Annotated in this window: 11 protein-coding genes and 1 riboswitch; of the genes, 5 read left to right on the forward strand and 6 right to left on the reverse strand. The window is 35.9% G+C overall.

Going from position 1 to position 12780, the window contains the following annotated elements:
• Positions 1-105: 105 nt before the first annotated feature.
• A complete protein-coding gene (mbcS, locus tag ACIP9G_RS16270) occupies positions 106-1692 on the reverse strand; it encodes an acyl-CoA synthetase MbcS (protein WP_340823050.1) in 1587 nt (528 codons plus the stop codon).
• A gap of 194 nt (positions 1693-1886) precedes the next feature.
• Positions 1887-1985, forward strand: a riboswitch (TPP riboswitch).
• A gap of 91 nt (positions 1986-2076) precedes the next feature.
• Between mbcS and thiM the strand changes: the two genes are divergently transcribed.
• The 3 genes from thiM to thiE are packed head-to-tail and all read left to right on the forward strand — an operon-like array spanning position 2077 to position 4278.
• Entirely contained in the window at positions 2077-2832 is a 756-nt protein-coding gene (gene thiM / locus ACIP9G_RS16275) for a hydroxyethylthiazole kinase (protein WP_401020707.1), read from the forward strand.
• Complete coding sequence (thiD, locus tag ACIP9G_RS16280) at positions 2832-3659, forward strand: bifunctional hydroxymethylpyrimidine kinase/phosphomethylpyrimidine kinase (RefSeq protein WP_401020710.1); 828 nt, start codon at positions 2832-2834, stop codon at positions 3657-3659. Before thiM ends, thiD begins: the two co-directional genes overlap by 1 nt.
• Positions 3646-4278, forward strand: a complete 633-nt coding sequence (gene thiE, locus ACIP9G_RS16285) for a thiamine phosphate synthase (RefSeq protein ID WP_401020713.1) — start codon at positions 3646-3648, stop codon at positions 4276-4278. The genes thiD and thiE overlap by 14 nt, the downstream gene beginning before the upstream one ends.
• A 115-nt stretch (positions 4279-4393) precedes the next feature.
• On the opposite strand, the gene ACIP9G_RS16290 is transcribed toward thiE, so the two are convergent.
• The 4 genes from ACIP9G_RS16290 to ezrA all read right to left on the reverse strand — a co-directional run bounded on the left by ACIP9G_RS16290 (position 4394) and on the right by ezrA (position 9167).
• Positions 4394-4606 carry an alpha/beta-type small acid-soluble spore protein gene (locus tag ACIP9G_RS16290; protein WP_173477551.1) on the reverse strand — a complete coding sequence of 71 codons (213 nt, stop codon included), beginning with the start codon at positions 4604-4606 and terminating at the stop codon, positions 4394-4396.
• A gap of 214 nt (positions 4607-4820) precedes the next feature.
• Entirely contained in the window at positions 4821-6029 is a 1209-nt protein-coding gene (gene thiI / locus ACIP9G_RS16295; RefSeq protein WP_401020716.1) for a tRNA uracil 4-sulfurtransferase ThiI, read from the reverse strand.
• On the reverse strand, positions 6026-7186 hold the full coding sequence (locus ACIP9G_RS16300; protein WP_401020719.1) for a cysteine desulfurase family protein: 1161 nt from the start codon (positions 7184-7186) through the stop codon (positions 6026-6028). The genes thiI and ACIP9G_RS16300 overlap by 4 nt, the downstream gene beginning before the upstream one ends.
• Positions 7187-7463: 277 nt before the next feature.
• On the reverse strand, positions 7464-9167 hold the full coding sequence (gene ezrA, locus ACIP9G_RS16305; protein ID WP_340823040.1) for a septation ring formation regulator EzrA: 1704 nt from the start codon (positions 9165-9167) through the stop codon (positions 7464-7466).
• Between the two features lie 199 nt (positions 9168-9366).
• Between ezrA and hisJ the strand changes: the two genes are divergently transcribed.
• Positions 9367-10164 (forward strand): histidinol-phosphatase HisJ, encoded by a 798-nt coding sequence (gene hisJ, locus ACIP9G_RS16310; RefSeq protein WP_401020722.1) that lies wholly within the window; start codon positions 9367-9369, stop codon positions 10162-10164.
• A 20-nt stretch (positions 10165-10184) separates the two neighbouring features.
• The gene (locus ACIP9G_RS16315; RefSeq protein ID WP_401020724.1) at positions 10185-10664 is read left to right on the forward strand and encodes a GAF domain-containing protein; all 480 of its coding nucleotides are present in this window, start codon (positions 10185-10187) and stop codon (positions 10662-10664) included.
• Positions 10665-10748: 84 nt separating this feature from the next.
• Here the strand turns inward: ACIP9G_RS16315 and ACIP9G_RS16320 are convergent, their stop codons facing one another.
• The gene (locus ACIP9G_RS16320; protein ID WP_340823036.1) at positions 10749-12632 is read right to left on the reverse strand and encodes a sensor domain-containing diguanylate cyclase; all 1884 of its coding nucleotides are present in this window, start codon (positions 12630-12632) and stop codon (positions 10749-10751) included.
• Positions 12633-12780: the final 148 nt, after the last annotated feature.

Here is a 12780-nt window from a genome sequence, read left to right on the forward strand (position 1 = left end):
TGTTGTTTATTATTTTACTATAAATAAATGGGGCTACAACAAAAAATCAAAAGTTCATAAAAAAACATGAACTTTGATTTTCCGACTTTATTTCCTAGGAAATATTTATTGATGTGTGTAATGCGCTTTTTCTTGTTGTCGTAATTCGACACGACGGATTTTACCAGAGGCAGTCTTCGGTAACACTTCTACAAATTCAATCGCACGTGGATATTTATAAGGTGCAGTCAATAATTTCACATGGTTTTGTAACTTTTTAATAAGTGTATCATCCCCAGTCTCATTTTCACGAAGGACTATAAATGCCTTAACAATATTTCCTCTTACTTCATCTGGACTAGCAACAACAGCCGCTTCCTTTACTGTAGGATGTTTCATTAATGCATCTTCTACTTCAAATGGTCCTATTGTATAGCCTGAAGAAATAATGACATCATCTCCGCGGCCCTCAAACCAAAAATAGCCATCAGCATCTTTATATGCACGGTCACCTGTTATATACCATTCTCCGCGGAATTGTAGGTTTGTTCGTTCAGGATCTTGGAAATATTTTTTAAAGAGTGCAGGTGTTTCTCGATGCACTGCTATATCCCCAACAACACCTTCCGACACAGGATGTCCTAGGTCATCGATTATTTCTACTGTATTTCCTGGTGTCGGTTTACCCATTGAGCCGACGCGCGCTTCCATGCCAACCATTGTCCCAACAAGTAATGTATTTTCCGTTTGCCCGTAACCATCTCGAACCTGTATATCAAACGTTTCTGAGAACACTTTTACTACTTCACTATTCAGTGGTTCACCCGCTGATACAGCTTGGCGAATCTCGCTTAAATTATAGTCCTGTAAATTATTGAGTGCTGCCATAAAACGATACTCTGTCGGTGTACAACATAATACATTTACTTTAAATTTTTCAAGCAATGACAAATAAGTTGACGCATCAAATTTGCCTTTATAAACAAATGCCGTAGCACCACTTCCTAAAGTTGCTAGGAATGGACTCCAAATCCATTTTTGCCAACCGGGCGCCGCAGTAGCCCATACTATATCATTTTCTTGAACACCTAACCAATTCGGTGCCGTTGTCCGTAAATGAGCGTAACCCCAGCTATGTGTATGAACAGCCGCCTTAGGATTGCCAGTTGTTCCACTTGTATAGGCTAAAAAAGCATTGTCAGTACTTTTTGTCGGTGTAGGATTCGTATAGTCTGTAGGATGCTCCTCCATTTTTTCAAGCAACGGTTGCCATGGTGTATGAGCATGACCAATAACATATTGCAAAATACCCTTTAAGTTTTTCACTTCGTCAAATTGCTCAATATATGGCTCGTAGGCAATTATTCCTTTTGCATTTGCATGTGTAATTCGGTATTCAATATCCTTTGTACGCAACATTTCCGAACTAGGGATAATCGTTAAGCCCGCTTTTAATGCCGCTATGTAGACGATATATGCCTCGACAGATCTTGGAACCATAACTAAAAGCACATCGCCTTTTGTTAGTCCCTGCGAAGTAAATACATGGGCCGCCTGATTTGCTTTTTCAAGTAAAGTTGCATATGTAATATGTTGAATTTCTTCATGATTATTATAAACAATTAATGCATTTTTAGTTGGGTCCTGAGCATATTTCTCAATCTCCTCAACAATGTTATACCATTCTGGTGCGATTAAATCCTGTCTTTTCATAATAACTGCCTCCTTATTGCTAGGTTTATTATAAAACTCATTTTTTATTATTTTCAATGGATGAACCTTATTTTAAGAAAGTCATGACAATTATCATGGTTTATTATATGGCATCAGTCACTGCTTTCCAGATAATGATAAAATGCTATTGAATACTGTGGATAGGTATGTTACATTTTGGACAACTAAAAACTTCATGATTGCGGGGGGACTCATAACGAGTTGAGAAGGTAAAACCTGACCCTTTGAACCTGTTAGTTAATACTGACGTAGGGAGCAACACACATCTTATTATTGATGATAAGCTCTTTTTACGTGTATATTTCGCACGAAAAAAAGAGCTTTTTTGCATGCTTACGTCCGTCCAAAAAAAGGAGGACTACGATGATTTTTCAAACTATTCGTAAAAAACGACCACTCATTCATTGTATTACAAATTATGTTGTGGCAAATTTTCAAGCAAACGGCTTATTAGCAATTGGTGCTTCGCCTGTAATGGCAGATGAATCTCTGGAAGTTGAGGAGATGGTATCGATTGCATCAGCCTTATTGATTAATATTGGCACGCTTACTACCCGTACAAAAGAATCGATGTTACTTGCTGGAAAAAAGGCAAATGCGCTAGGTGTACCGATTATTTTGGACCCAGTTGGTGTTGGAGCAACAAATTTACGTAAACAAGCGATACAGCAATTATTAGAAGCCGTTCATTTTGCTGTTATTCGTTGTAATATCGGTGAGCTTGCCGCTATTGCTGATGTTCATTGGCAACAAAAAGGAGTAGATAGTGGTAGCGGTTCAATTTCTGTTAAAGATAAAGCAAAAGAAATTTCTAAAAAATATAATTGTATTGTTATTGTAACTGGTGAAAAAGATTTTATAACTGACGGAGAGCACTCCCAATGGATTATTGGTGGACATGCTCGAATGACAGAAGTTACAGGAACTGGTTGTTTGTTAAGTGCCATTTGCTGTGCAGCTTATATTGCAGGTAATGAGCCATTTTCTCAGTTGTGCAATACATTAACGTGCTATAAAAAAGTTGCTGAACATGCCGCTTCATCCGCGCCATATAACGGTGATTTTGCAGTTTCGGTCTTAAATGAATTACACCGTTTATCCAAGGACGGTGAAAAATAATGCATATTGTAACAACAATAGCCGGCTCAGATAGCGGTGGTGGAGCTGGTATCCAAGCTGATTTAAAAACATTTCAGGAATTAGACGTATTCGGGACATCCGTTATAACTGCTTTAACAGCACAAAACACATTAGGAGTGAACGGTGTACTTCCAATTGAACATGCTTTTGTAAATAAACAACTTCATTCACTACTGGATGATTTTTCAATTAGTGCAATAAAAACAGGAATGCTTTTTTCTTCAGATATTATTCATACAATTGCACGAGCTCTGTCTAATTTAAATATTCCGCTTATCGTTGATCCTGTAATGATTGCAAAAGGAGGAGAAAACTTATTACAACAAGAAGCAGTTGAGGCATTAAAAAAAGATTTATTACCTCTTGCTACAATCGTAACGCCTAATATTCCAGAAGCAGAGACACTTACTGCTAGAAAAATAAACAATTTATCAGACATTCAGCAAGCTGCTCAATCATTATTAAAATTAGGTGTTCAATGTGTCATTATCAAAGGCGGACATTTACATGACGATCATTTTGCAACAGATTATGTATTTTTTGAAGATGGCGAATCATTTTCAATGCAATCTACTCGAATTGCAACGAAAAACACGCATGGAACGGGATGTACATTTTCTGCTGCATTAACCGCTTTTATTGGTCAAAAAAAACCTTTAAAACAAGCAATTATTGAAGCGAAAAAATTTATTCAATTAGCTATTAGCCATGATTTATCGATTGGAAATGGCAATGGACCAACAAATCATTTTGCTTACAAAAAATTTCATGATACTTGCGAGGTGACCATACATGAAAAGGAGTGACTTACAGCTTTATTTTATAATGGGCACAGCGAATGTGAAAAATAGACAACCTTTAGAAATACTTGAGGCAGCATTGCAAGCAGGTATTACGATGTTTCAATTTCGTGAAAAAGGACAACATGCATTGACGAATGAGCACTACGAGCATTTTGCACGTCAATGCCAAAATCTATGCAGGAAATATAACGTTCCCTTTATCGTCAATGATGATATCGACCTTGCCCTTAAGCTTAATGCAGATGGTATTCACATAGGTCAAGATGATTATCCCGTCTCACTAGTACGACAAAAAATTGGACAAATGATCCTTGGTGTTTCTGTCCATACAGCTACTGAATTGCAAGTTGCTTTAAAATATGGAGCAGATTATATAGGTATTGGTCCTATTTATGCAACCACATCTAAAAACGATGCCAAACCACCTTGTGGAACAGAATTTTTACATCAAGCACATAGCATGAATCCGCTGTTGCCGATTGTCGCAATTGGTGGTATTGACTGCCTGAATGCATCTGCTGTTATTAAAGCAGGTGCAGATGGTGTCGCTGTTATTTCTGCTATTTGCGAAAGTAATGACATTCAAAAAACCGCTTCAACTTTCAAATCATTGTATTTATAGCTTTGTTATATGTATGCATGTAATCGTCTGGCATAAAAAAACTAAATTTAAACAAACTAAAACCAGTGCCTTTTACGGTCACTGGTTTTAAGTTTAATAATTGCTTATTCTGCAATTATTGGTTTTTTGGCATACCTTTTAATTGAGATTCTGCCATTTGTACAAGACGTTTAGTGATTTCACCACCAACGGAACCGTTAGCACGAGCTGAAGCATCAGCTCCTAATTGAACACCAAATTCTTGTGCAATTTCGTATTTCATTTGATCAAGTGCTTGTTGTACACCAGGTACTGCAAGCTTGTTTGAACTACCATTGTTGTTTGTCATGTCTGTCTCACCTCCTTGTGATTATAGAATGTGCGATATTTGTTTTTTAATACAAAAAAAATAAAGGTAAAATGTAACTCTAAAGGAAATTGACTAGAAAATTAAAAAAAGAACCGTCCCAAATACGATTTTGAGACGGTTTCCTTCTTATTAAATGGCGTTTTTAAATAAATGCAAAACAACGATAAATTTATTTGTTACGCCCGTAATTTTTTTATAAAAGATCTGCAAATTTATCTGTTGACTGCTCTTTTTTCGGGAAAATGTAAACTTCACGGTTGGTCACAGCACGTTCAATTAGGTCATCGAAATCAGAAAAGCTTTCATAATGCTCTACTTTTTCAAGCTTTGGTTTCGTTTTCGGACTAGCAGGTGTGAAAATTGTACAGCAATCTTCAAATGGCTGAATCGACGTTTCATATGTGCCGATTTTCTCCGCAATTTCAATAATGTCTAATTTATCATTCGATATAAGCGGACGTAAAATCGGTGTATTCGTTACAGCGTTAATAGCAGTCAAACTTTCAAGCGTCTGACTTGCTACTTGTCCAAGACTTTCACCTGTTACTATGGCAAGTGCGTTAATTTCTTCACGTACTTTATCTGCAACTTTTAACATCATACGACGTGTTGTAGTCATAGACACATTAGATGGCACTTTTTCTTTAATAAGCACTTGGATTTCTGTAAACGGAATAACATGTAATCGAATACTTGCGCCGAATTTTGTTAGCTCATTTGCTAACACTTTTACTTTTTCTAATGAATTTTGACTTGTATATGGTGGGCTAAAGAAATGAATTGCCTCTAAACGCACACCACGTTTCATCATTAAGTAGCCTGCAACAGGACTATCAATCCCACCTGAAAGCATTAATAATGATTTTCCGTTAGAACCAACAGGCATACCACCTGCGCCAGGAATAACTTGCGCCATCATATAAGTTGAATCGTGGCGCACTTCCACGCGTAGCTCTACATCTGGATGTTTCACTTTTACAGATAAATTTTGATATTGAGGTAAAACATGAGCGCCAATTTCACGCTGAATTCCGTGAGAATCTAATGGGAATGTTTTATCTGTACGTTTAACTTCAACTTTAAAAGTTAATTGTTCATGTTTAAATGTATCCATAATCGTAATTGCAAGCTGTTTCATGGCATCCATATCTTTGTCACAAGCAGCAACAGGACTAAATGATTGAATCCCAAAAATTTTCGGTAATCCTTCTACTAAAACATTCATTTGTGCCTCATCTTGAATGGCGATAAACATACGATCACGTTCTGTACGAATGTGTAAATGCCCTAAATCTGCAAACGCATAGCGAATATTCTCACGTAAACGACGGATAAAATCCATTTTGTTGCGTCCTTTTGTCGATAGTTCGCCATAACGAATTAATATTTCTTTCCAAATCATAATAAAAGTTCTCCTTTTAGTTCCATCAATACTTTTTTGATAGCTAGTATAAATTGTGCTATGTCTTCAGATGTTACATGTGCGCCAAAACTCACACGAATAACACCTTTTTTAAAATGTTCATCAATATTTAATGCTTCTACAACATGGCTCGTTTTTGTTTGCTTTGACGAACAAGCACTTGATGTAGATACAATGACACCATATTTTTGTAAGGCATTTATAATTACCTCACCTTTTAAATCACGAATACTAAATGATAAAATATGAGCTGCACTCTCTGGGGTAGATAAAATATGGACAACGTCACCAAATTGCCCTAGCTCAGCACGGATTTGCTGCTGCCATTTACGGTATTTTTCCGCGCGTTCATTCATTGTTTCTACTGCAATACGAGCTGCTTTCGACAGTGCTACTGCTTGCGGAACAGCAACTGTGCCACTACGTAAACCAAATTCTTGTCCTCCGCCTAAAGCATATGGCTGCCATTGCATTTTTTTTCTGAATGCTAAGACACCCGAGCCTTTAAATCCATGAATTTTATGTCCAGAGATTGTAATACAATCAGGACCTTCCTCACCGTTAAATGTTAAAGGTAATTTTCCGAAGCTTTGTACTGCATCGATATGGAATGCCGCTCGACTTTCTGCATGGACGATTGTAGCAGCTTCAAATATAGGTTGAATAGCTCCCATTTCATTATTCACATGCATCATACTAACTAAAATCGTATCTTTGCGTATTTTTGCCTTTAGCTCATCTAATGAAATTACACCTTGTGCATTTACATGTAAATACTCTATTTCAAAGCCTTCTTTTTCAAGCTGTTTGACTGATTCTAACACAGAAGGATGCTCTATTTCCGTAGTTAAAATATGTTTACCCTTATGTGTGTTGCCACGTGCTAAACCAATAATTGCTGTGTTATTTGATTCGGTACCACCTGAAGTAAATAGCACATTTTTTGCTTCAGTCTTCAAAATATCTGCTACTTGCTCACGCGCACGCATTAATAATTCATTTGATTCTACACCCATGGCATGAATCGATGCAGGGTTCGCATAATACTGTTCATTCACTGCCATAAACGTCTGCATTACTTCTTTATAAGGCTTTGTTGTAGCACTATTATCAAGATAAATTGTATTAACTTTCATTATTTTTCACACACTTTCAAAACGTTGATTTAACGGTATTTATCATAACGCAATCTGTGGCGATTGACTACTAATTATTCTGATTTAGTCATTTATCGTCCCTTTTTGATGACCTATATAATTTATTTTGACCATAGAATAGCACGAATAAATTTACTTTTTTTGACCATTGCTAACGTTAGTAGCAATAAATAAAATAGCTACCTAAAAAGTTCATTACGTCACTTTTTAGGTAGCTGTTTCTTTAGTTTATTTTCTTTTATTCACTTCGAACTACTTAAGACTTTGTTAGCGTCTCTTCTGCAACTATTGCTTCTATACGCTTTAATGCACCTGGCTCCATTTCCTCTACTGCAGTCCCAGCTTCTTCTAAAGCTTTCGCATAACGGTATTGATGGAATGCTTGTTCCGCTTCTTTTAAACGAGCATTTAATTTTGGATTCGTTGCACGGTGACGATTGCCATATTGAATGATACGTTCGATAAGCATGACATTCTCAATCAATTCATGGGCCTTCGAATGCACATCCTCAACACAAAGAGTTGCTGCATTCAAGTTATTATGGATTGTTCCCATGTTGAGCGGAACTTCTTGTAGACTTTGCATGACAATATAAATATGTTCAGCAGCCTCATCTAAACGAGCATCCATCTCTTCTGGAATACCAGGAATATTTGCCTTATTTAACAGGCGATCTGTTTCTTGTAGTGTTTTTTTCAAGTTTTCCACTTGTGTACGAGCTTTATTTTCATCAATGCGAAGCTTTTTCATTGTATTTGATAAATGCCCTTGCTCTTCGTGGATACGCTCTAGCTCTTCGCTAATTTCAATTAATTCCTCTTGTAAACTTGAATAAGCCGATTTTTCCTCTGAAACACGCATTGCCAATAAATCATAGCGGCGTTGAAGTGCTTCTAATTGTTTTAAAGCAGCTTTTGGAATTTCAGCATCTTTTTCATTCAAATGGTAACTTTGCTGAACAAATGTTGCTTCATCACTAACTAATCGAGTAGAGCTAATAACGTTAGTAATGGATCCTAATAATCGCTCACAATTTTGGTCTACATAATTTTTAGCAATTACTTCTTTTTCAAGTAAATCATAGAAACGGTCAATTTCTTCATTTATTTCAGCAACACGAGGTTTAACAGCTGTTAAATTCAGCTCCGCAAGTTCACCTTTTAACGTAGCAAATTCAACTTCCAGTTTGTCCAACGCGTCTGTTAGCTCTAAATGATGCAAGTAGTATGATTGTTCTTCCATTTCACGTTGACCATTGCGCAATTCTTGAACCGCACCTGGTAACTTTACTTGTAGTTCCGTCAAAATAGTTGGAACATCATTGATGTATTCAAATGTCTGCTGTGATTCTTGATTCAAGCTAATGACAATTTCACGCGCCTGCAAATAATTCCCTTCGCTTGTGAGTACATCAAATTCCTCAAATTTTTGAATAAACACTTCTAATTTTTGTTCAAGTGCTGGTAAAGCTACACCAAATGAGTGTTGATGCGCAAGCAATGTTTTACGTGCTGATCGATAATATTCTTTAAGCTGTTCAATTTCAATACGGTTTTTTTCTTCGCTGCCAATTAATTCATTAAGTTCTTCTAAGATTTTATCTTTATCTTTTTCACACTTAAGAATATAATCTTCTATTTCACGTTCTATCAACGTTGCTTTTTTAAAACGAAGACGATTGATTTGATCTTCAGCGTCGAATAGAAGCGAATCAATTTTTGTCATATGTACATCGATGACTTCATCCCAACTATTACGCCACCGTTCAAACATTTCCTCTGTTTCACCATTCATGTTTAAAGATTTAACTTTGGAAATTTCCTCATTTATGGGATTGTTTTGTATTTGTAATTTTTCATTTTCAAGTTGTGAAATGATTGTTGTATGTTTTCTTCGCATCATTAATCCTACTATGGCTAAAATTAATAGTAGGATAATTGGAATGATGATATACTCCATCGTAAGCCTCCTATTCTACAATAAACGAATTGGCTAGTTGTATACATTATATACTATGTTTTCGCCTTTTGTACTAAAATTTGAGTGATTTTCAGAAAAGTGTATTCACGACCTACATATTGACAGTTCCGCCTATGTCATTGAACATAGAGCTTAAATATGTAATTATCATTTTACTAGATAAAGGAGTGTAATATGTATGAAAAGAGACGGCCATATCCATAGCCCCTATTGCCCACATGGGACATCTGATTCATTTACACAATATATTGAAAAAGCTATTGCTGAAAACTTTACGGATATTACATTTACAGAACATGCACCATTGCCCTCTAATTTTAACGATCCAACACCCGAACAGGATAGTGGAATGCAACCAGATTTTTTAATGCCGTATTTCGAGGACTTACAGCAGCTCCAAAAGCAATACGCACAAGATATTCGCATTCGTATCGGTTTAGAGATAGACTATATTCAAGGCTTTGAGCAAGAAACGCGTAAATTCCTTAATACATATGGGCATTTTTTAGATGACTCTATTTTATCAGTGCATTTTTTACAATGGCAAAACACATATGAATGTATTGATTTTTCTGCTGATAGTTTTATAGCTTTTGCTAAAAAGGTAGGTTCTATTGAACAAGTTTATCACTTATATTATGATACTGTCCTACAATCTATAGATGCAGATTTAGGTCAATACAAACCGAAGCGCATCGGACATCCAACACTTGTTCATAAGTTTCAACTAGCCCATAATACGAAAATTGATGATACCGTCCGCATTCAGGAAGTATTAACTACTATGCAGCAAAAAGGATATGAGTTAGATTTAAATAGTGCTGGTTTAAGTAAAACATACTGTCAAGAGCCATATCCACCATTTGCCTTTATCGATTATAGTAAAACGATCGGATTACCTGTCGTTTTCGGTTCTGATGCGCATACCGCTGTTGATCTACATCAGCATTATAAAACTTTATTTCCAATTATATAACTTTTAAACGAGGTGCTATTATGTTTACACAAATTAATTATGAAGGATCCATCGTCGATCAATACAATACATTAGCAAAGCAATTAGATGCACTACTCACTGGAGAAACAGATCGTATTGCTAATTTAAGCAACGCGTCTGCATTGCTTAATCAATTCCTCCCTGACATTAACTGGGTTGGCTTTTACATATTACAAGAGGAAGAGCTAGTATTAGGACCATTCCAAGGCTTACCTGCATGCGTGAGAATTCCAGTTGGGCGTGGCGTTTGTGGTTCAGCTGTGTCAACAAAAGAAACGCTTGTCGTAGATGATGTTCACGCATTTCCAGGGCATATTGCATGCGATGCTGCCTCTCAATCTGAAATTGTCATTCCTCTAATTCAACAAGACAAGGTAATTGGCGTGCTTGATATTGATAGTCCTATCAAAAATCGCTTTTCTGCTGATGATCAAATCGGCTTAGAACATTTTGTAAAAACATTGTTGCTTCATATTTAAAAGACCCACAAGTAGCCACTAAAAAATGCCCTGAAATGGATTATAAATATATCATTTCGGGGCAAATTTATTGTAAAACATAGTTTATGCATTTGTTTGTAACGTTCGATCATGAATACAGAATCTATTTTTCCCATTGTTTTTCGCTTCATATAAAGCTGTGTCAGCATGTAGGAAAACAGATTGAAAGGCTGGTCTATAGAATTGATCCCATGTAATAAGACCTGCTGAAATTGTTACTTGAGGATCTGTTGCATTCGGAATTACTTCTACTATTGTTGATGCTAGCTCGATAGCTTCTTGCTCATCAACATTAGGCACATACACCGACATTTCCTCTCCACCCCAGCGAGCACAAATTCCACTGGCACCTATTGTTTCCTCTAATTGCACGGCAATCTGCACGAGAATTTTATCACCTATTTGATGACCATAGGTATCATTGATGCGTTTAAAATTATCAATATCAATCAGTAAGAACATTCCTGATTGATCTGTTTTCAGTGATTTTTCTACAAATTGGTCTAAATAACTACGTGCATATAATTTTGTTAAATGATCTCGATCAACCATTTCTTGTAGCTGATTTCGTAAAATAGAGTTTGCTATTGCTAATGAAGAATGATGGATTAACGATTGCATTAGCTTAAAACTATCAAATGAAAAGAAATACGGCTCTTTGTGTAATACGATACTAAAGCCATTAATTTTTTCCTCCATTAAGATAGGAATCGCCATAATTGAACGATATTCTATTTGATTTGGGGTTAACCTGCTAAAATCGGCAATAAACAGTGGATCATTTGTATGCTCAAAATGTTGTTCAACATGATTTATATAAGTCTTGCCTTCGTCTGATTTAAATAAGGATGTACTAGCATCTTTCACTACATAGGTAGCATTATCTTTAAAAGCGAAACAAACTTCCATTGGTTGGAAAGACTTCATTAATTGTTTTTGTAGGAAAAGTAACATTTCATTAATATCAATTCGCATATTTAATCGATGCGATGTTTCATTGATAAGTTGTAAGTCACTTACGAGGCGATGCGATTGATGATATAATTTGGCATTTTCTAGTGCATTGCCAGATGCTTGTGCGAGCATGCGCACAAAATCTTTTTCAGTTGCTGAAAAAAGGTATGTGGTTGGTGCATTAACTTGTAAAATCCCATAAATGGCTTGTCTCCCTTTTATAGGAGCGTTTAATAAGCGACAATTTAAGTCTCCAGCTAGTTCAGTTGTCAACTCACCTGATACAAAGGCTTCAATTGTAGCAGGTCTTTCCGATAAGTAATCAAAAAGCTTTATATCGATTGTCGTATGGCGATCTTGATCGTTGGATAAAATAAGCTCCACATTAAATTCCGGGAAATTATCTCGAATATTTTTTAAAACGTTTTCTAAAATCAAATCAATATCCATTGTTGAATGAAATAAGTCCGTCATATTATAAAGTTTTCTATATTGGTCTTCATTCAATTTTACTTCTAGGTTTTCAATCAGTAGTTGTAAAACTTTCGTAAGCGTTTCTACACACTCTTCACCATAATCCGAAGTCATAAAGTCCGTCCAAGTATCAGTGGCTTCTACAAGCAACACACCAATAGGATCTTTGCCCTCCGCCTGGAAAAGCACCATATCTGTCATCATATTATAGGCTGGTTTTTCTTTTAATATATAAGGAAGCTTCACCACTTTCTGTTGGTAAAAGCTGGCTTCTATCATTAGCCATGACACAGCATTTAGTTTTGTTTCAATCGTCAAATTAGCTAATTCTTCCACAGGTATTAAACTATTACCTTCAAAGCTAAGAAATGCCGCATTTTCAATTTTCAAGTGCTTCTTTAGACACTGTTTAAATGAATAAAAATACTCATTAAAACTAATTAGTCCTCCATTCGAACTCACCCAAATGCTCAAAACATCAGATTTTATATATTTCAGCGTTTGTAAATGGTCTGTCATGAAATCACCTTTTCTATATAACGTACAAATCAATTACTATTAACTTATAATGTATTATACATAATTTGTGTCATTTTGACTATTTAATTCTGCCTTACTTTTACAATTTACATTTAATACCGTATCATTAACCATTTCGTAGTAGTGT

This window comes from Lysinibacillus sp. NPDC093197 (assembly GCF_044754025.1).
Lineage (GTDB): Bacteria > Bacillota > Bacilli > Bacillales_A > Planococcaceae > Lysinibacillus.